Here is a 19,510-nt window from a genome sequence, read left to right as displayed (position 1 = left end):
TTGAATTTGTTGGGCTTTTGAGCCTGGTTTTGCTTGTTCTGGCCCTGTCGCGAGCCTGCGCATAGCCAGGCATCGTGGGCGCGGGCTTGCTCCGCGATAGGGCCGCTACTGCCTCAGCGCAAATCAGCCTCGGGCACGGTCATCTGCCGTGCAATGTGCTCCGGCCGCCACTGCTGGCGTGCCACCGCCAAAACCTCGGCCGGACTGGCTCCTGTCAGTGCCGGATCGATCTGCTGCCCCAATGCCCGCAACGCTCGCAGCAGCAAGGGCGTGGCCTGGTCCGCCTCAAGCGGCGGCGATCGATACGACTTGCCCAGCTTGTGCCCGTCAGGCTGCACGATCAATGGAATGTGCAGGTAACGCGGCTGCGAGAAGCCCAGCAACTCCTGCAGGTACAGCTGGCGGGGCGTGTTGTCCAGTAGGTCGGCGCCGCGCACGATGTCGGTGACGCCCTGCCAGGCATCGTCCAGCACCACTGCCAACTGGTAGGCGTAGAGCCCGTCGCGGCGCTGGATGACGAAGTCGCCCACCTCGCGCCCGAGGTGCTGTTCGAACGTACCCTGGACGCGATCCGTGAAGCGGTAGATCAATTCCGGCACGCGCAGGCGAATGGCCGCGTCTTGCCGAGGATGCCCGGCGTTACGGCAAAAGCCTGGGTAGATACCGTCGTACCCTTCCAGTTGCTTGCGCGAACAGGGGCAGGCATAGGCCAGGCCCATGCTGAACAAACGGTCGACCACGGCGGCATAGGCCTCATGGCGCTGGCTCTGGAACACTACCTCGCCGTCCCACTCCAGGCCGTAGCGCTCCAAGGTCTGCAGGATCGCATCGCGTGCCCCGGGCATTTCCCGGGGCGGGTCGGTGTCTTCCATGCGCAGCAACCAGAGGCCATCGACCGCGCGAGCGTCTAGCCAGGAGGCGAGGGCGGCCACCAGCGAGCCGAAGTGCAGAAAGCCGCTGGGGGTGGGGGCGAAGCGGCCGATGTAGCGGGAGTCGTTCATGGATTGCACAGCTATATAAATGAAGACGGGGCGTACCGATTGCAGGAGCGGGCAAGCCCGCCTCCACAACCAGTACGCCCCGTCTGCGAGGTTCTGGAATCAGCCTTTACCGACAGTCTTTTCCTTCTTCTCGGCAATTTCCTTGCAGTCGAAGCACAGGTCGGCGGTCGGGCGGGCTTCGAGGCGGCGCAGGCCGATCTCGATGCCACAGGAGTCGCACCAGCCGTACTCTTCGTCCTGAATCTTCTGCAGGGTCTTGTCGATTTTCTTGATCAGCTTGCGCTCACGATCGCGGTTGCGCAGTTCCAGGGCGAACTCTTCTTCCTGGCTGGCACGGTCAGCCGGGTCTGGGAAGTTGGCTGCCTCGTCCTTCATGTGCGTCACGGTCTGGTCCACGCTCGTCATCAACTCAAGCTTCCATGCTCCCAGAAGCTTGGTGAAGTGCTTGCGCATGGGCTCCCCCATGTACTCTTCGCCCTTGGTTTCTTTATAGGGCTCTACACCGTACATGGACTGACTGGTTTTTTGCTTTTCTACGGTGGACATGAATAGACCGCCTCTCACTCATCTGATCCAATGCGCAGGCTTGCTTCCATCGCCGGCACCCGCCGGCCCTGCGACTGCGAGCCGCCGAACTTACCAGATAGATCCGGGGTGCGCTACCCCGCCCTATGCCTGCTATTGACAGCAGGGCGGGCGGCACGTTCGCTGCGGTGCACAGGTAGAATCACCAGTTTACACCCAATTGAGAGAAGGCCCATGGCTCAGCCACACAGTGCGCGCAGTCGCGCCATCGAACCCTTCCACGTGATGGCCCTGCTGGCGCGTGCCAACGAGCTGCAGGCTGCGGGCCACGACGTGATCCACCTCGAGATCGGCGAGCCGGACTTCACCACCGCCGCGCCCATCGTCGCCGCGGGCCAGGCTGCCTTGGCCGCCGGGCACACCCGTTACACGGCTGCCCGCGGCTTGCCGCAACTGCGTGAGGCAATCGCCGGGTTCTATGGCCAACGCTACGGTGTGGACCTCGACCCGGAGCGCGTGCTCATCACCCCGGGCGGTTCCGGCGCGCTGCTGCTGGCCAGCAGCCTGCTGGTCGATCCGGGCAAGCACTGGCTGCTGGCCGACCCGGGCTACCCGTGCAACCGCCACTTCCTGCGCCTGGTGGAAGGCGGCGCGCAGCTGGTGCCGGTGGGGCCGGAGGTCAATTACCAGCTGACCGCCGATCTGGTCGAGCGTCACTGGGACAAGGACACGGTCGGTGCCCTGGTGGCGTCGCCAGCCAACCCGACGGGCACGGTGCTCGACCGCGACGAGTTGGCCAGCCTTTCCAAGGCTACCCGCGAACGCCATGGGCATCTGGTGGTGGACGAGATCTATCACGGCCTCACCTACGGCATGGATGCGCCGAGCGTGCTGGAAGTCGACGATGAGGCCTTCGTCCTGAACAGTTTTTCCAAATATTTCGGCATGACCGGCTGGCGCCTGGGCTGGCTGGTGGCGCCGCCGTCGGCGGTAGCGGACCTGGAAAAGCTGGCGCAGAACCTCTACATCAGTGCTCCGAGCATGGCCCAGCATGCCGCGCTGGCCTGCTTCGAGCCGCAAACACTGGCCATCCTCGAGGAGCGCCGCGCCGAGTTCGCCCGCCGCCGCGACTACTTGTTGCCGGCATTGCGTGAGTTGGGCTTCGGTATCGCCGTGGAGCCGCAAGGCGCCTTCTATCTGTATGCCGATATCAGCGCGTTCGGCGGCGATGCCTTCGCGTTCTGCCGGCACTTCCTCGAAACCGAGCACCTGGCATTCACCCCGGGGCTGGACTTCGGTCGTCACCAGGCCGGCCACCATGTGCGTTTTGCCTACACCCAGAGTCTGCCGCGCCTGGAGGAGGCGGTGCAGCGCATCGCCCGTGGCCTGAAAAGCTGGCAGGGCTGACGGATGCTGTTTCCGCAACTGGAGCAGGCGCGCCTGCTGCGCCGCTATAAACGCTTCCTGGCCGACATCGAACTGGCCACCGGCGAGCAGCTGACCATTCACTGCCCCAACACTGGCTCCATGCTCAATTGCATGCGCGAAGGCGGGCAGGTGTGGTTCAGCCGCTCCAACGACCCCAAGCGCAAGCTGCCCGGTACCTGGGAGATCAGCGAAACGCCCCAGGGGCGGCTGGCCTGCATCAATACCGGGCGCGCCAATGCGGTGGTGGAGGAAGCGCTGCGGGCCGGAGTGATCACGGAGCTGACCGGGTTCACCACGCTCAAGCGTGAAGTGGCGTATGGCGAGGAACGTAGCCGTATCGACTTCTACCTGGAGTTCGCCAATGGCGACAAGGCCTACGTCGAGGTCAAGAGCGTGACCCTCGGTTACCCCGATACTCCCGTGGCGGCGTTCCCCGACGCCGTCACCCAGCGTGGGGCCAAACACCTGCGAGAGCTGGCCGCCCTGGCACGCCAGGGCATCCGTGCGGTGCAGCTGTATTGCGTGAACCTGACCGGCATCGAGGCCGTGCGCCCGGCCCAGGAGATCGACGCCGCCTACGCCCAGGCACTGCGCGCCGCGGTGGCGGAAGGGGTCGAGGTGCTGGCCTACGGCACGCGCCTGGATGCCCAGCAACTGGTCATCGACCGGCCGCTGCCGGTATTGCTCAATCCGTAAGCCAGATGCCCTGGCTGTCTTCCCGGCAGTCCAGGGCTTCCAGCCATTCGCCCGCGCAGGGGCCAGTAATGCATTCGCCGCTTTCTATCAGGAACTGGGCCCCGTGATGGGCGCACTGGATCAGGCTCGCGCTGTCATCGAGAAAGCTGTCCGCCGCCCAGTTCAGCGGGATGCCCCGGTGCGGGCAGCGGTTGCGATAGAGGTGGACCGTGCCCTGGCGGCGCACGCCGAACAGCGCTATGCCGGCTACGCTGAAGGCGCGGCTGTGGCCCTCGGCGAGGTCGTTGGAGGCGCAGAGAAAATGCATCGCAGCGGAGTCTTCCGGTTAAGCCGTGTGACAAAGGGATGGCTTGACGCTTCAATGCGAATAATTATCAAATTGCCCGCATTCGTCGCGCCAGGCTGTCTATGGTGCGCACTTGTGCCGCCCGCCACAAGGTGTGCTGCCCGCCCTCTGCAAAGGAATCCGATGATGCGCCGTCCCGCTGCCTTGATTGCCCTGTGCGCCGGTCTTGCCCTGTCTACCCACACCATGGCCGCCGAGCTGCCACAGCGCTGGGTGAGCGCCGGTGGTGCCTTGAGCGAGTGGATCAGCGCCCAGGGCGGTGAGCAGCGCCTGGTCGGCGTCGACACCACCAGCCAGCACCCCGAGTCGCTCAAGGCGCTGCCCAGCATCGGTTACCAGCGCCAGTTGTCGGCCGAAGGCATCCTCAGCCTGCGCCCTGACGTGCTGGTGGGCACTGAGGAAATGGGGCCACCGCCGGTGCTGGCGCAGATCCGCAAGGCCGGGGTGCGGGTCGAGCTGTTCTCCAGCAAGGCCGAAGTGGGCGCGGTTGACGAGAATCTCAAGCACTTGGGGGCATTGCTCGGCGACGAGCACAAGGCCAAGACGTTGGCTGCCGATTACCGCCAGCAGCTGGAGGCGTTGCACAAACAGGTCGAGCAGGCCCAGGCCGGGCAGAAGGCGCCTGGCGTGTTGCTGCTGGTCGGGCATGCCGGCGCCAAGCCGATGATCGCCGGGCAGGGCACTGCCGGGGACTGGGTGCTGCGTCAGGCGGGAGGGCGCAATCTTGCCGACCACCAGGGCTACAAGAACTTCTCGGTGGAGGCCCTCGCCGCGCTTAACCCGGACGTGGTGGTGTTCTCCGACCGGGCCCTCAGTGGCGAACAGGCCTTGCAGGCACTGATCAAGGAAAACCCGGCCCTGGCGACGTCCCGTGCGGTGCGCGACAAGCGCCTGCTGTCGCTCGACCCGACGTTGCTGGTCGGCGGCCTCGGCCCGCGCCTGCCGGCCACCCTGCATGAGCTGGCCGCCAGCTTCTATCCCGCCGCCAAGGCCAACCTCAATCCATGATGCCGCGGGTTCGACCACGTACGTTGTTCATTACCCTGGCCTTGCTGTGCCTGCTGGCGGTGTGGTTGTCGCTGGCGCTGGGGCCGGTCAGCCTGCCGCTGTTCGATACCCTGCGCGCCGGCCTGCGCCTGGTCGGGTTGCCGGTCAGCGGCGAGGGCCTGGAGCAGGCCGAGATGATCCTCGGCCAGATCCGCCTGCCGCGTACCCTGCTGGGGCTGGCGGTCGGCGCGGTGCTGGCATTGTCCGGCGTGGCGATGCAGGGGTTGTTCCGCAACCCGCTGGCCGATCCGGGGCTGGTCGGTGTCGCCAGCGGCGCCGCCCTGGGGGCCGCGGTGGCGATCGTCGGCGGCAGCTGGCTGGGCGGCATTCCTGACTGGTTCGCGCCTTATCTGTTGTCGTTGTGTGCCTTCGTCGGCGGTCTGGGCGTGACAGCGATGGTCTATCGCCTGGGGCGCCGCGACGGCCAGACCAACGTGGCGACCATGCTCCTGGCCGGTATCGCGATGACCGCGCTGGGCGGCTCGGCGGTGGGCCTGTTCACTTACCTGGCCGACGACGCCACCCTGCGCACCTTGACCTTCTGGAACCTGGGCAGCCTCAACGGCGCCAGCTACGAGCGGCTGTGGCCGTTGCTGCTGGTGGCGGCGGCCGTGGCCTTGTGGCTGCCGCGCCGGGCGCAGGCGCTCAACGCCTTGCTGCTAGGCGAGTCGGAGGCCCGGCACCTGGGTATCGAGGTAGAAAAGCTCAAGCGCGAGCTGGTGTTCTGCACCGCGCTCGGCGTGGGGGCGGCGGTCGCCGCGGCCGGCCTGATCGGCTTCATCGGCCTGGTGGTGCCGCACCTGGTGCGGCTGGTGGCGGGGCCGGATCATCGGGTGCTGCTGCCGGCTTCGTTGCTGGCGGGCGGTACCTTGCTGCTGTTCGCCGACCTGGTCGCGCGCCTGGCCCTGGCCCCGGCAGAGTTGCCGATCGGCATCGTCACCGCCTTTATCGGGGCGCCATTCTTCCTGTTCCTGCTGGTGAAGGTGCGCAACTGATGCTCGACGTCCAAGGGCTGTCTCTCAAACGTGGTGGCAGCCAGGTGCTGCACGACATCAACCTCACGTTGCGGCCAGGGCAGGTGCTAGGTGTGCTCGGGCCCAATGGCGCCGGCAAGAGCAGCCTGCTCGGCGTGCTGTGTGGCGAACTGGCGCCCACTGCCGGGCGCGTGCACCTCGAGGGCCTCGCGCTGGACGATTGGCCGGGCCAGGAGCGTGCCCGGCGCCTGGCGGTACTGCCGCAGGCGTCCAGCCTTGGCTTTGCCTTCAGTGTCGCGGAAGTGGTCGGTCTCGGCCGCCTGCCCCATGCCAGCGGCCGTCAGCGCGACCGGGAAATCGTCGAGGCGGCGCTGGCGGCGGCGGATGCTCAGCACCTGGTCGAGCGCAGCTACCTGGCGCTGTCCGGGGGGGAGCGCCAGCGCGTGCACCTGGCGCGGGTGCTGGCCCAGCTGTGGCCGGGCGAGCCCGGCACCACGCTGTTGCTGGATGAACCCACTTCTGCGCTGGACCCCCTGCATCAGCACACCACGCTGCAGGCGGTACGCAGTTTCGCCGACCGTGGCGCGTCGGTGCTGGTGATCCTGCATGACCTGAACCTGGCGGCGCGCTACTGTGACCATATTCTTTTGCTGGAGCAGGGCCGCGGCCATGCGCTGGGCACACCGCAACAAGTGCTGACTCCGACGGCGCTGCGGGCGGTGTTCGGCATCGACGTCCTGGTGCAACCTCACCCGGAGCGCGGCCATCCGCTGATCATCACTCGCTAGGAGGCATTCGCCATGCGCCATCCCTTGCTGTCCGGCTTGTCCATCTGTTTGGCGCTGGCGCTCGGCGGTTGCCAGGCGAGCCTGCCGCCCGTGCCGGCCTGGCAGGGTACCGAAGGCCGCGACAACGTCCAGCTGGGGCAGATCATCGAGTTGTCCAGCGGCCAGGTATTGAGCCCCGGGCAACTGGTCCAGCGCCTGGCCAATGCGCCACGGGTGCTGGTGGGTGAAAAGCACGACAATCCCGACCACCACCGCTTGCAGCTGTGGTTGCTGCGCGCCCTGGAGAGCCGCCGCGCGCAGGGCAGCCTGCTGCTGGAAATGCTCGAGCCGCAACAGCAGGCGCTGGTCGATGCGCAGAAGGGCAAGGCATCGCCTGCAGCCGACCTGCCGAAGGCGCTGGCCTGGCAGCCTGGCTGGGATTGGACGCTGTACGGGCCTATCGTGCGCGAGGCCCTTGGCCAGCCATACCCGCTACTGGCGGCGAACCTGTCGCCCGATGAAATCCGCCAGGCCTATCGCCAGCCGGCGACACCACCTGGCGACCGCTCCAATGCGCCGGCAGTGGTGCAGGCGCTGCTGGCTCAGGTGCGTGCCGGCCACTGCAACCTGCTGCCGGAAAGCCAGCTACCGGCGATGCTGGCGGTGCAGCAGCAGCGTGACCGGCGCATCGCCGAGCGCTTGCTGGCCGCGCCGCAGCCGGCGCTGTTGCTCACCGGCAGCTACCATGCGCGCAAGGATCTCGGCGTGCCGCTGCACCTGGCCGACCTCGACGCCAAGTCTGAAGACAAAGTGCTGTTGCTGGCGGAAGTGGGGGAAACGGTCGAGCCGGCCATGGCTGACTTCGTCTGGTACACCCCGGCGACACCGGAGCAGGACTACTGCGCCCAGCTGCGCAAGGGCCACTGAATCGCAGGCAAAAAAAGACCCGGCAAAAAGCCGGGTCAATAACCGTGATTAGCCTGATGAGGAGATAATCTGAGCGTCCGAACCAGGGAGCATTCAGGTTACCCAACCGGTCTCGCGACCAGTTGTGATAATCATAACGATTCTCATTTCGTAGTCAATGCCTTTCCGAGATTAATTTTCGTTCTTCTGGGATGGGGGTTGGCACTTGGCATCGAGCTGCTGGTTCAACGCCTGTTTGCGTTCGACCGGCAGGTCATTCCAGTGCATGTCTAGCAGGGCGCCCTCGATGGCATACAACAACACCTTCGAAGCCCGGAAACCTCGCGTTCTCACAGCCTGATAGGCACCCACCGCGCCGAGCCGGCGCAGGTCCGATGCACTGTGGATGCCGACAGCATGCAGCCATTGCGCGGAGGTTTTGCCAAGGTTTTTCAGATGCTGCAATTCATCGTTCATCGAGCCTCCTTGCGATGGCTGAACGGGTCGTGGGGATAAATCGCGAGCAGGTCAATGAGGAGTGTAGCGGGGGTTATGGATTACGCGGCCTTTTGCCATCGGCGCCGACGGGATGCAATACGGTTGCGGGACCTTGGGCTTCGTTGGGGCGGGCTTGCCCGGCGATGGCGATAGCAGGGGCTGACGCTATCGCGGGGCAAGCCCGCCCCCAAGTGTGTCCGATCCACAAGGTTCGTGGCCACCGCCTTGTGCAGGCCGGACGCTTACCCTTGGCGTGGGCTGCGATAACGCATCCGTGTCCCGAACTTCACCGACATCAGGATCTCGTCGGCGCTCAGCTCGGCCGGGAAATACGTCCCGGAGATCTGCGCATGGGCCAGGCTCGCCCCTTCCAGGCCGTTTTCCCGCAGGTCCAGCCCGCGCAGGTCGGCGGCACGGAAGTAGGCGTCGGCAAAGTCGATGCCGCGTACATCCAGATCGCGCAGGTCGAGGCCGCGGAAATCACCGCCGCGAAAGTCGATCGGCGCATCACTGGGCTTCTCGCGGTTGAACGCCGCGATCTTCTCGTCGCGGATCATCGAGTACAGGACGTTGTCCAGCTGACGGGGCTGATTCATGGCGGCGCCTCCTCCGTGGGGTGTGATGATATTGTAATGACATCACTGGAGAGGCGCCGGACTTCAGGCGTGAACTGTCGACTGCTTCACGCCTGAAGGCTCAAAAACCGGGGAAATGCTGGCGGATCTGTTCGATCAACTGGTCCATGCTGGCGCTTTCCTGGGTATTCACCCGCTTGCTGTGCTTTTGCTCCTCGGCATCGAGCGGATCGCGTGTCGCTTGTTGCGCCTTGACCACCTCCAGGGTGGCGTCCGACGGGTCGATGGCCTCGGCCTGGCGTTGCGCCAGCCAGCTGGCGATCACTGCGTCCGGGGCCTGGCAGTCGAGGATCAGGAACGGCACGCCGGTCTCGCTGGCGACCTCGGCCGCGGCCTTGCGCTGCTCATGCTTGAGGTAGGTGGCGTCGAGCACCACCGGGAACCCGGCGTGCAGGATGATCTCTGCAAGTTCGTGCAGACGCTGGTAGGTGGCAACGCTGGCCTGCTTGTCGTAGATGCCGGCCTCCAGATGACCGGCATCGGCCACCGATTGCTTGCCGAACAGGCGCTTGCGCTCCACGTCCGAACGCACGCGGACTGCGCCCAGGGCTTCGACCAGGCGCATGGCCACGTGGCTCTTGCCCACTGCCGAGACGCCCTGGGTGATGGCGAGCAGGCGCGAAGGGATGGCGCTGTAGCTTTCGGCCAGGTTGGCATAGTTGCGGTAGGTACGCAGGGTGGTGGCGCGCTGCACGCCGTCCGCCTCGGCCGGCATGCTGAACAGCGCGACCTTGGCCCGCACCAGTGCGCGGTAGGCCTTGTAGAAGTTCAGCAACTCCAGGCCCTGGTAGTCGCCGGTGAGCTCCAGGTACTGGCTGACGAAACGCCGCGACAGGCACTTCAGGCCGCGGTCCTCGAGGTCCATGGCCAGGAAGCCGACGTCGGCGTAGACGTCGGTCAGGCGGAAGGGTTCGTTGAATTCGATGCAGTCGAAGATCACCACCTTGCCGTCGATCAGGGTGGCGTTGCCCAGGTGGATGTCACCGTGGCATTCGCGAATGAAACCATTGGCCTTGCGCGCTTCCAGCAGACCGTGCAGGCGCTTGAAGCTGTCCTGGGCCCAGGCTTGCAGTGCGTCGAGCTGCTGCAGGTCGGCCTTGTCGCTGAGGAACGGACGGATCTGTTCGAAGTTCTGCTCCACCGGTGCCATGACCGCGTCCGGCGTGCCCAGCGGGTGCTCGACCGGCACCTTGGGCGCCTGCAGGTGGAACTCGGCGATCTGCCGCGCCATCTGGTCGATATGCCCGGCATTCAGCTCGCCGTTGGCCTGAAGGGTGCTGAGCATCTGGCCCTGGGGGAACTGGCGCATTTTCAGCGCGTACTCGATCGCCGGGCCTTCGCCGCCGATCTGCGGCGCTTCGACGCTACCGGTGATCGGCAGCACTTCCAGGTACAGACCTTCGGTCAGGCGCTGGTTCAGGCGCAGCTCTTCGTTGCAAAAATGCCCGCGCTGGTCGAGGCCGGTGAAGTCGAGGAAGCCGAAGTTCATCGGCTTCTTGATCTTGTAGGCAAACTCGCCGGTGAGCAGGACCCAGGAGATATGCGTCTCGATGAGCTCGAAGCCCGCAACCGGGTGCGGATAGAGGGCGGGGTTCTGCAGCGCGCTGATCAGGGCTTGGCTCACGGATCATCCTTTAAGGGGGTCAGGGAATTCGAATCGAACATTATGGTCAATGGTGCCGTCCCTGCAAACCGCCGAGGGGCGCCTGCCTCCCTTTTCCAATGTGCGTATAATCCGCCGCCATGACTCGTACCCGAAATTCCCGCACCTCTAAAAAACGCCCGACCGGCCGCGCCCGTGCCTGGCTGGGCTGGGCGCTCAAGCTCAGCCTGGTCGGCCTGGTACTGATCGCCGGCTTCGCGGTCTACCTCGACGCCACTGTCCAGGAGAAGTTCTCCGGCAAGCGCTGGACCATCCCGGCCAAGGTGTATGCCCGGCCGCTGGAGCTGTTCGTCGGCCAGAAACTGAGCCGCAACGACTTCCTCACCGAGCTCGATGCCCTCGGCTACCGTCGGGAAAGCGCGGCCAACGGCCCGGGCGCGGCGTCGGTCAATGGCAACACCGTCGACCTAAATACCCGTGGCTTCCAGTTCTACGAGGGCATGGAACCGGCGCAGTTCGTGCGCGTGCGCTTCTCCGGCGATTATGTCGCGGGCCTCAGCGGCGCCAATGGCGGCAAGCTCGACGTGGTGCGCCTTGAGCCGCTGATGATCGGCGGCATCTACCCGAAGAATCTCGAAGACCGCATCCTGATCAAGATCGATCAGGTGCCGCCGTATCTGGTGGAAACCCTGATCGCCACCGAGGACCGCGACTTCTACAGCCACTTCGGTGTGTCGCCCAAGTCCATCGCCCGCGCGGTGTGGGTCAACACTTCGTCCGGCGCCATGCGCCAGGGCGGCAGTACCCTGACCCAGCAGTTGGTGAAGAACTTCTTCCTTACCAACGAGCGCAGTCTCAGCCGCAAGCTGACCGAAGCGATGATGTCGCTGCTCCTGGAAGTGCACTACGACAAGCACGAGATCCTCGAGGCCTACCTGAACGAAGTGTTCATCGGACAGGACGGCCAGCGCGCCGTGCACGGCTTCGGTCTGGCCAGCCAGTTCTTCTTCAGCCAGCCGCTGCAGGAGCTCAAGCTGCACCAGATCGCCCTGCTGGTGGGCATGGTCAAGGGCCCGTCATACTACAACCCGCGCCGCCACCCCGAGCGCGCCCTGCAGCGGCGCAACCTGGTGCTCGACCTGCTCGCCGAGCAAGGCGTGGCCACTCAGGACGTGGTCGACGCGGCGAAGAAGATGCCCCTGGGCGTGACCAAGCGCGGCAGCCTGGCCGACAGCTCGTTCCCGGCCTTCCTCGATCTGGTCAAGCGTCAGCTGCGCCAGGACTACCGCGACGAAGACTTGACCGAAGAAGGCCTGCGCATCTTCACCAGTTTCGACCCGATCCTGCAGATGAAGGCCGAAACCGCCATGAGCGAGACCTTCAAACGCCTGGCCGGGCGCAAGGGCGCCGACGAAGTCGAGTCGGCGATGGTCGTCACCAACCCGGAAACCGGTGAGGTGCAGGCGCTGATCGGCAGCCGCCAGTCGGGCTTCGCCGGTTTCAACCGCGCCATCGATGCAGTGCGGCCGATCGGTTCGCTGGTCAAGCCGGCGGTCTACCTGACTGCGCTGGAACAGCCGAGCAAGTTCACCCTCACCAGCTGGGTGCAGGACGAGCCGTTCTCGGTCAAAGGCGCCGATGGCCAGGTATGGCGGCCGCAGAACTACGACCGCCGGCCCCATGGCACCATCTACCTGTACCAGGGCCTGGCCAACTCCTACAACCTGTCCACCGCCAAGCTGGGCCTTGAAGTGGGCGTGCCCAACGTGATCAAGACCATCGCCCGGCTCGGCGTGCAGGTCGACTGGCAGGCGTTCCCGTCGATGCTGCTGGGCGCCGGCGGCATGTCGCCGATGCAGGTGGCGACCATGTACCAGACCATCGCCAACGGCGGCTTCAATACGCCGATGCGCGGCATCCGCAGCGTGCTCACCGCCGAAGGCGAGCCGCTCAAGCGCTACCCGTTCCAGATCCAGCAGACCTTCGACCCGGGCTCGATCTACCTGGTGCAGAACGCCATGCAGCGGGTGATGCGTGAAGGTACCGGGCGCTCGGTGTACAGCACGCTGCCGAGCTCGCTGACCCTGGCTGGCAAGACCGGCACCAGCAACGACTCGCGCGACAGCTGGTTCTCCGGTTTCAGCCAGGACCTGCTGGCGGTGGTCTGGCTGGGCCGCGACGACAACGGCAAGACGCCGTTCACCGGTGCCACCGGCGCGTTGCAGGTGTGGACCAGCTTCATGAAGAAGGCCGACCCGCTGCCGCTGGACATGCCCCAGCCGGACAACGTGGTGCAGGCCTGGATCGACCCTTACAGCGGCCAGGGTTCCGACGGCAGCTGTCCGGGAGCGGTGCAGATGCCGTATATTCGCGGCAGTGAACCGCCCGCAGGCGCCGCCTGTGGCGGCGAGCAGAACCCGGCCGAACAGGTGATGGACTGGGTCAAGGGCTGGATGAATTGAGCGCGAGCTTCTGAAGAGGGTGTGAAGTGAACAAGTGGTGGATTCCTGCCGTGGCGGCAGTGACCGTTCTGCACGGCTGTGCCAGCGTCCCGCGTGGCAACATTCCGGTGGTCGATTCGAGCACCCGGGTCTCCAACAGCGAGCGCGTCTCGGCCAACCGCACGTCGGCCTATCCGACCAGCGGCGGCAGCAGCCAGGCCCAGTCATTGCCGGAAGACTCCGGCGTCACCGTGATGATCCCGCAGGGGACAGGCGGCGCGCCGATCCAGTCGTTCCCGGCAGGCACCGGGCCTGCGCCGATCAGCACCGGCCCGATCACCCCGGGCCCGGTCAGCAGCGGGCCGATCACGACCAATCCCAACCCGATTGCCGACGAACCGTTCGACATCGCCTCGATGAGCAACCCGGCGCCGGTGACCAGTGCCCCGACTGGTATCCCGCGTGGCAACGCCTCCAGTGGCGGCCTGTCGGCCGACGAGCAGCTCGACGGCCCGGTGCTGGCCTTGCTCACCACTGCCCAGCAGCAGCAGGGTAGCGGCGACTTCAACGGCGCCGCGTCGAGCCTGGAGCGTGCCCAGCGCATTGCCCCGCGTGAGCCGCAGGTGCTGTTCCGCCTGGCCCAGGTGCGCCTGTCCCAGGGCGATGCGGCGCAGTCCGAGCAACTGGCGCGCCGTGCCCTGACCTACGCCAACGGTCGCCCAGACCTGCAGGCCCAGCTGTGGAACACCATCGCCCAGGCCCGTGAAAAGCAGGGTGACAGTGCAGGGGCGGCCCTGGCGCGGCAGAAGGCGCGGGTCAACCTGTGATGGAACAGCGCATTCTCGATATCGCCGACCAACTGCTGCTGATCGAGCAGGAGCTCAAGGTCCAGGGCTGGTGGAGCGACGCCACCCCCAGTGCCGAGGCGTTGGCCAGCGTGGAGCCGTTCGCGGTGGACCGCATGAGCTTCGAGCAGTGGCTGCAGTGGATCTTCCTGCCGCGCATGAAGCTGATCCTCGAGCACGGGCATCCGTTGCCCAACGCCTCGGGCATCCTGGTGATGGCCGAGACGGTGTTCGTCGACCGCCCGGAACAAAGCCGCGAGCTACGGCGTTTGCTCGCAACTTTCGACCAATTGATCGCGCCTTGCGCCTGATTTCTACCGTTTTTCCTTCAAGGGCCGCAGATTGTGGCCCTTTTTTATGGAAATCTTATTTTTCCTGCTGCTGCTCGCGCCATTAGTGGTGGTGAGAATTCATCTTGAAGAAAAATTGGCAATAATTTCTCTTGACTTGTGAGCGCCGAATCACAAGAATCCAGATTCCGCTGTAGAGGGACTGCCAGAAGCAGACCCGCTAAGCAGATCATGAGGCGCACACCCGCGCCGACTTGTAACACCCCGCAACGCGTTACCTCGCGCTGGGTGGGAAGGCCCGCAACACACCAGGGTATTCCCAATACTTGCTCAGTCAGTGCTGACGTTCGCTCATGCTCTGCTTGGCAGTAAACCTAATAAGACCCGCTCAGTGAGGGCGGTATTCTGGCGTTTTAGAGGTGAACAACGTGGAGCTCTTATCCGGCGCTGAAATGGTCGTCCGCTTTTTGCGCGACGAAGGCGTTAAGCACATCTACGGGTACCCTGGCGGTGCTCTCCTTCATGTTTACGATGCCTTGTTCAAGGAACCGGAAGTCCAGCACATCCTGGTTCGTCACGAGCAGGCTGCCACCCATATGGCGGACGGTTACGCCCGTGCCACCGGCAAGGCCGGCGTGGTACTGGTGACTTCCGGCCCAGGCGCGACCAATGCCATCACCGGCATTGCCACCGCCTACATGGATTCCATCCCGATGGTCATCCTGTCTGGCCAGGTGCCCAGCACCATGGTCGGCACCGATGCGTTCCAGGAAACCGACATGATCGGTATCTCCCGGCCGATCGTGAAGCATAGCTTCATGGTCAAGCACGCCTCGGAAATCCCCGAAGTCCTGAAAAAAGCCTTCTATCTGGCGCAGTCCGGCCGTCCCGGCCCGGTCGTGGTCGACATTCCAAAAGATATGACCAACCCGGCCGAGAAGTTCGAGTACATCTACCCGAAAAAGGTCAAGCTGCGTTCCTATAGTCCGGCCCTGCGCGGCCATTCCGGGCAGATCCGCAAGGCAGCCGAAATGCTCCTCGCGGCCAAGCGCCCGGTGGTCTACTCCGGTGGCGGCGTGATTCTCGGCGGTGGCTCCGAAGCCCTGACCGAAATCGCCAAGTCGTTGAACCTGCCGGTCACCAACACCCTCATGGGCCTTGGTGGCTTCCCAGGCACCGACCGCCAGTTCCTCGGCATGCTCGGCATGCACGGCAGCTACACCGCCAACCTGGCCATGCACAACGCCGACGTGATCTTCGCTGTCGGTGTGCGTTTCGACGACCGCGTGGTCAACGGCCCGGCCAAGTTCTGCCCGAACGCCAAGATCATCCACATCGACATCGACCCGGCGTCGATCTCGAAGATGATCAAGGCCGACGTGCCGATCGTCGGTCCGGTCGAGAGCGTGTTGAGCGAAATGCTCGGCATCCTCAAGGAAATCGGCGAGCAGCCCGACAAGGCGGCGCTCGATGCCTGGTGGAAGCAGATCGACGAATGGCGTGGCGACGGCGAGCTGTTCCCCTACGACAAGGGCGACGGCAACATCATCAAGCCGCAACAGGTCATCGAGACCCTGTGCGAAGTGACCAAGGGCGATGCCTTCGTCACCTCCGACGTGGGCCAGCACCAGATGTTCGCGGCGCAGTACTATCGCTTCAACAAACCCAACCGCTGGATCAACTCCGGTGGCCTGGGCACCATGGGCTTCGGTTTCCCGGCGGCCATGGGCATCAAGCTCAACTTCCCCGACCAGGACGTGGCCTGCGTTACCGGTGAAGGCAGCATCCAGATGAACATCCAGGAGCTGTCCACCTGCATGCAGTACGGCCTGCCGGTGAAGATCGTCAACCTGAACAACGGTGTGCTGGGCATGGTTCGCCAATGGCAGGACATGTCCTACAACGGTCGCCACTCGCATTCCTATGTCGAGTCGCTGCCGGACTTCGTCAAGCTGGCCGAGGCCTATGGCCATGTGGGCATGCGCATCACCAGCCTGAAAGACCTCAAGCCGAAACTGGAAGAGGCTTTCGCGATGAAGGACCGCCTGGTGTTCATCGACATCGCGGTCGACCGGACCGAGCACGTCTATCCGATGCAGATCAAGGACGGCTCGATGCGTGACATGTGGCTGAGCAAGACGGAGCGTACCTGACATGCGGCACATCATCTCCCTGCTGCTGGAAAACGAACCCGGTGCCTTGTCTCGCGTGGTCGGCCTGTTCTCCCAGCGCAACTACAACATTGAAAGCCTGACCGTGGCGCCGACCGAAGACCCGACCCTGTCGCGTCTGACGCTGACCACCGTTGGCCATGACGAAGTGATCGAACAGATCACCAAGAACCTCAACAAGCTGGTCGAAGTGGTCAAGCTTGTCGACCTGTCGGAAAGCGCCCACATCGAGCGCGAACTGATGCTGGTCAAGGTCAAGGCCACGGGTGCCCAGCGCGCCGAGATCAAGCGCACCACGGATATCTTCCGTGGCCAGATCGTCGACGTGACCGCCAGCGTGTACACCGTGCAGCTGAGCGGCACCAGCGACAAACTGGACAGCTTCATCCAGGCCATCGGCACCGCATCGATTCTCGAAACCGTGCGCAGTGGCGTCACCGGCATTGCCCGTGGCGACAAAGTGCTCAGCATCTAACTTCAAAAATAGCGATGGCTCCGCAGGGGCCGAGATATAACCAGGGGTATTTTCATGAAAGTTTTCTACGACAAAGACTGCGACCTCTCCATCATCCAGGGCAAGAAAGTCGCCATCATCGGCTACGGCTCCCAGGGTCACGCCCAGGCGTGCAACCTGAAGGACTCCGGTGTGGACGTTACCGTCGGTCTGCGTAAAGGTTCGGCTACCGTTGCCAAGGCTGAAGCCCACGGCCTGAAAGTGGCCGACGTGGCCAGCGCCGTCGCTGCCGCCGACCTGGTCATGATCCTGACCCCGGACGAGTTCCAGGGCCAGCTGTACAAGAACGAGATCGAGCCGAACATCAAGAAGGGCGCCACCCTGGCCTTCTCCCACGGCTTCTCGATCCACTACAACCAGGTCGTGCCGCGTGCCGACCTCGACGTGATCATGATCGCGCCGAAGGCCCCGGGCCACACCGTGCGCTCCGAGTTCGTCAAAGGCGGCGGCATCCCTGACCTGATCGCCATCTACCAGGACGCTTCGGGCAACGCCAAGAATGTCGCCCTGTCCTACGCCGCTGGCGTCGGTGGCGGCCGTACCGGCATCATCGAAACCACCTTCAAGGACGAGACCGAAACCGACCTGTTCGGTGAGCAGGCCGTTCTCTGCGGCGGTACCGTCGAGCTGGTCAAGGCCGGTTTCGAAACCCTGGTCGAAGCGGGCTACGCCCCGGAAATGGCCTACTTCGAGTGCCTGCACGAGCTGAAGCTGATCGTTGACCTCATGTACGAAGGCGGCATCGCCAACATGAACTACTCGATCTCCAACAACGCCGAGTACGGTGAGTACGTCACCGGCCCTGAAGTCATCAACGAAGAATCCCGCAAGGCCATGCGCAACGCTCTGAAGCGCATCCAGGACGGCGAGTACGCGAAGATGTTCATCAGCGAAGGCGCCACCAACTATCCTTCGATGACCGCCAAGCGCCGCAACAACGCCGCCCACGGCATCGAGATCATCGGCGAGCAGCTGCGTTCGATGATGCCGTGGATCTCGGCCAACAAGATCGTCGACAAGACCAAGAACTGAGTCTTGCGTCGATAATGAAAAACGCGGCTTCGGCCGCGTTTTTTCGTTTGCGCGGTCAGCTTCTGGTATAAAGCGACCAGTGGCTCGCTGTCAGAACCGTTTTGCAGAGCCCATGTCGAACATATTCCACCCTGTTGCAAGGTACTTTTCATGAGCGAACGTCCCGAAGAGCCGAACAAGCCCTCCGACGCCGAAAGCCTGCTACCTGTCGATGAGCACGTTGAAGAAGGCCACGACGCCGAAGGGCGCAAGGTGCGTCACCGCGGTATCTATCTGCTGCCCAACCTGTTCACCACCGCGAACCTGTTCGCCGGCTTCTATTCCATCATCAGCTCGATGAGCGCGCAGAGCGCCCTGAGCGCGGGTGATCCACGCGAGGCGAGCAAGTACTTCGCCTTCGCCGCCATCGCCATCTTCGTCGCCATGGTCCTCGACGGCCTCGACGGCCGCGTGGCGCGCATGACCAATACGCAAAGCGCCTTCGGTGCCGAGTACGACTCGCTGTCGGACATGGTCGCCTTCGGCGTGGCCCCGGCGCTGCTGGCGTTCGGCTGGGCCCTGGGCGACATGGGCAAGGTCGGCTGGATGGTCGCCTTCATCTATGTGGCCGGCGCGGCCCTGCGCCTGGCGCGCTTCAACACCCAGGTCGGCACCGCCGACAAACGCTACTTCATCGGCCTGGCCAGCCCGGCGGCGGCCGGCGTGGTGGCCGGTACCGTCTGGGCGTTCAGCGACTACGGCATCCAGGGTTCCAAGCTGTCGTTCCTGGTGGCGCTGCTGGTGGCGGCCGCCGGCATGCTGATGGTCAGCAACATCAAGTACAACAGCTTCAAGGAGCTCGACCTCAAGGGCCGCGTGCCCTTTGTCGCGATCCTCGCAGTGGTGCTGGTGTTTGCCGTGGTGTTCAGCGACCCGCCGCGCATCCTGCTGCTGATCTTCCTCGCCTATGCTGCATCGGGGCCGATCCAGTTCCTGTTGCGGGCGCGCCGTCGCAAATCCTGACAAGGATTTAATCGCGGAATAACCTGCCGGCTCCATAGTCTTACGTGTACATCAGTTACCCGTACTGTGGAGCCGCCATGCTCATCAAGCTTCCCCGATCCAGCGACTGCAAGTCGTCCGAGATCACCCCCGAAAGTTTCTACCTCTCCCGTCGCAAGCTGCTGGGCGCCAGCCTTGCAGGTGCAGCCCTGGGCGCCTTGCCCCGGTTGGGCGCCGCGGCGGAGGTTTCCCGCTATGCCGATGTCGAGGCGGGCAGCACGCCAGGCTGGTTCAGTGACAAGCTCGGCGCCACGCGCTGGCAGGCGGTCACCGTCAACGGCGAGGCGATCACGCCGTTCAAGGATGCCACCCACTACAACAACTTCTATGAGTTCGGGCCCGACAAGGGTGACCCGGCGGCCAATGCCGGCAGCCTGAAGACCGAGCCGTGGAGCCTGGTGGTGGATGGCGAAGTGGCCAAGCCCGGGCGTTATGCGCTGGAAGACTTCGTCAAACCGTACCAGCTCGAGGAGCGCATCTATCGCCTGCGCTGCGTGGAAGCCTGGTCGATGGTGATTCCCTGGCTGGGCTTCCCGTTGGCCGAGGTGCTCAAGCAGGTCGAGCCGACCTCCAAGGCGCGCTATATCCGTTTCGAAACCCTGGAAGACCCCAAGCGCATGCCTGGGCAGCGCTCCGGCTTCGCCCTGATCGACTGGCCCTATGTGGAAGGGCTGCGTCTGGATGAGGCGATGAACCCGCTGGCGATCCTGGCGGTGGGCATGTATGGCCGTGAACTGCCCAACCAGAACG

General features: G+C 64.4%; 20 protein-coding genes (1 of these 20 cut by a window edge). 14 read left to right on the top strand and 6 right to left on the bottom strand.

Features of this window, described 5'->3' with window-relative positions; all coding sequences use genetic code 11:
- Nucleotides 1–113 precede the first annotated feature (113 nt).
- Nucleotides 114–1,001, bottom strand: coding sequence for a tRNA glutamyl-Q(34) synthetase GluQRS (gluQRS, locus tag LU688_RS24070; protein WP_094012258.1), 888 nt, complete (start codon nt 999–1,001; stop codon nt 114–116).
- 99 nt (nt 1,002–1,100) lie between these two features.
- Entirely contained in the window at nt 1,101–1,547 is a 447-nt protein-coding gene (gene dksA / locus LU688_RS24065) for an RNA polymerase-binding protein DksA (protein WP_046854085.1), read from the bottom strand.
- 213 nt (nt 1,548–1,760) lie between these two features.
- Between dksA and LU688_RS24060 the strand changes: the two genes are divergently transcribed.
- On the top strand, nt 1,761–2,933 hold the full coding sequence (locus LU688_RS24060) for a pyridoxal phosphate-dependent aminotransferase (protein WP_038706857.1): 1,173 nt from the start codon (nt 1,761–1,763) through the stop codon (nt 2,931–2,933).
- Between the two features lie 3 nt (nt 2,934–2,936).
- Nucleotides 2,937–3,650: a DNA/RNA nuclease SfsA gene (gene sfsA / locus LU688_RS24055; RefSeq protein ID WP_094012259.1), complete on the top strand. Its 714-nt coding sequence runs from the start codon at nt 2,937–2,939 to the stop codon at nt 3,648–3,650.
- Here the strand turns inward: sfsA and LU688_RS24050 are convergent.
- Nucleotides 3,640–3,957, bottom strand: a complete 318-nt coding sequence (locus LU688_RS24050) for a Rieske (2Fe-2S) protein (RefSeq protein ID WP_023631907.1) — start codon at nt 3,955–3,957, stop codon at nt 3,640–3,642. The two genes, sfsA and LU688_RS24050, sit on opposite strands and share 11 nt — an antisense overlap.
- 162 nt (nt 3,958–4,119) lie before the next feature.
- Here LU688_RS24050 and LU688_RS24045 point away from each other — a divergent pair, with 162 nt between their 5' ends.
- The 4 genes from LU688_RS24045 to LU688_RS24030 are packed head-to-tail and all read left to right on the top strand — an operon-like array spanning nt 4,120 to nt 7,711.
- Nucleotides 4,120–5,004, top strand: a complete 885-nt coding sequence (locus tag LU688_RS24045; RefSeq protein ID WP_232888234.1) for a heme/hemin ABC transporter substrate-binding protein — start codon at nt 4,120–4,122, stop codon at nt 5,002–5,004.
- Nucleotides 5,005–5,054: 50 nt separating this feature from the next.
- Nucleotides 5,055–6,038 (top strand): FecCD family ABC transporter permease, encoded by a 984-nt coding sequence (locus tag LU688_RS24040; RefSeq protein WP_172670917.1) that lies wholly within the window; start codon nt 5,055–5,057, stop codon nt 6,036–6,038.
- On the top strand, nt 6,038–6,805 hold the full coding sequence (locus LU688_RS24035; protein ID WP_160290826.1) for a heme ABC transporter ATP-binding protein: 768 nt from the start codon (nt 6,038–6,040) through the stop codon (nt 6,803–6,805). The genes LU688_RS24040 and LU688_RS24035 overlap by 1 nt, the downstream gene beginning before the upstream one ends.
- 12 nt (nt 6,806–6,817) lie before the next feature.
- Nucleotides 6,818–7,711 (top strand): ChaN family lipoprotein, encoded by an 894-nt coding sequence (locus LU688_RS24030; RefSeq protein WP_094012262.1) that lies wholly within the window; start codon nt 6,818–6,820, stop codon nt 7,709–7,711.
- 171 nt (nt 7,712–7,882) lie between these two features.
- Here the strand turns inward: LU688_RS24030 and LU688_RS24025 are convergent, their stop codons facing one another.
- From LU688_RS24025 to LU688_RS24015, 3 genes are all read right to left on the bottom strand, one after another.
- Nucleotides 7,883–8,167: a TfoX/Sxy family protein gene (locus LU688_RS24025; RefSeq protein ID WP_023631425.1), complete on the bottom strand. Its 285-nt coding sequence runs from the start codon at nt 8,165–8,167 to the stop codon at nt 7,883–7,885.
- Between the two features lie 263 nt (nt 8,168–8,430).
- On the bottom strand, nt 8,431–8,784 hold the full coding sequence (locus tag LU688_RS24020) for a pentapeptide repeat-containing protein (RefSeq protein ID WP_094012263.1): 354 nt from the start codon (nt 8,782–8,784) through the stop codon (nt 8,431–8,433).
- Between the two features lie 100 nt (nt 8,785–8,884).
- Nucleotides 8,885–10,447, bottom strand: coding sequence for a bifunctional aminoglycoside phosphotransferase/ATP-binding protein (locus LU688_RS24015; RefSeq protein WP_094012264.1), 1,563 nt, complete (start codon nt 10,445–10,447; stop codon nt 8,885–8,887).
- 119 nt (nt 10,448–10,566) lie between these two features.
- On the opposite strand from LU688_RS24015, the gene mrcB reads away from it, so the two are divergent.
- The 8 genes from mrcB to msrP form a co-directional block, all read left to right on the top strand.
- Nucleotides 10,567–12,888 (top strand): penicillin-binding protein 1B, encoded by a 2,322-nt coding sequence (mrcB, locus tag LU688_RS24010; RefSeq protein ID WP_160290827.1) that lies wholly within the window; start codon nt 10,567–10,569, stop codon nt 12,886–12,888.
- A 26-nt stretch (nt 12,889–12,914) separates the two neighbouring features.
- Complete coding sequence (locus LU688_RS24005; protein WP_046854095.1) at nt 12,915–13,694, top strand: tetratricopeptide repeat protein; 780 nt, start codon at nt 12,915–12,917, stop codon at nt 13,692–13,694.
- Complete coding sequence (locus LU688_RS24000) at nt 13,691–14,023, top strand: YqcC family protein (RefSeq protein ID WP_038706850.1); 333 nt, start codon at nt 13,691–13,693, stop codon at nt 14,021–14,023. Before LU688_RS24005 ends, LU688_RS24000 begins: the two co-directional genes overlap by 4 nt.
- 407 nt (nt 14,024–14,430) lie before the next feature.
- Complete coding sequence (locus LU688_RS23995) at nt 14,431–16,155, top strand: acetolactate synthase 3 large subunit (RefSeq protein WP_094012269.1); 1,725 nt, start codon at nt 14,431–14,433, stop codon at nt 16,153–16,155.
- 1 nt (nt 16,156) lies between these two features.
- On the top strand, nt 16,157–16,648 hold the full coding sequence (gene ilvN, locus LU688_RS23990) for an acetolactate synthase small subunit (protein WP_003250040.1): 492 nt from the start codon (nt 16,157–16,159) through the stop codon (nt 16,646–16,648).
- 54 nt (nt 16,649–16,702) lie between these two features.
- A complete protein-coding gene (ilvC, locus tag LU688_RS23985) occupies nt 16,703–17,719 on the top strand; it encodes a ketol-acid reductoisomerase (RefSeq protein WP_038706849.1) in 1,017 nt (338 codons plus the stop codon).
- Between the two features lie 150 nt (nt 17,720–17,869).
- A complete protein-coding gene (gene pssA / locus LU688_RS23980; protein WP_028691215.1) occupies nt 17,870–18,721 on the top strand; it encodes a CDP-diacylglycerol--serine O-phosphatidyltransferase in 852 nt (283 codons plus the stop codon).
- A 77-nt stretch (nt 18,722–18,798) separates the two neighbouring features.
- A protein-coding gene (gene msrP, locus LU688_RS23975) for a protein-methionine-sulfoxide reductase catalytic subunit MsrP (protein WP_160290828.1) crosses the window boundary here: on the top strand, nt 18,799–19,510 show its 5' portion. Its footprint extends 302 nt past the window's final position; 712 of the gene's 1,014 nt are visible here — the first part of the coding sequence; its start codon is at nt 18,799–18,801; its stop codon lies beyond the right edge, outside the window.

The sequence above is a fragment of the Pseudomonas soli genome (assembly GCF_021283165.2).
Lineage (GTDB): Bacteria > Pseudomonadota > Gammaproteobacteria > Pseudomonadales > Pseudomonadaceae > Aquipseudomonas > Aquipseudomonas soli.
This window is presented reverse-complemented; position numbering and strand designations above follow the sequence as displayed.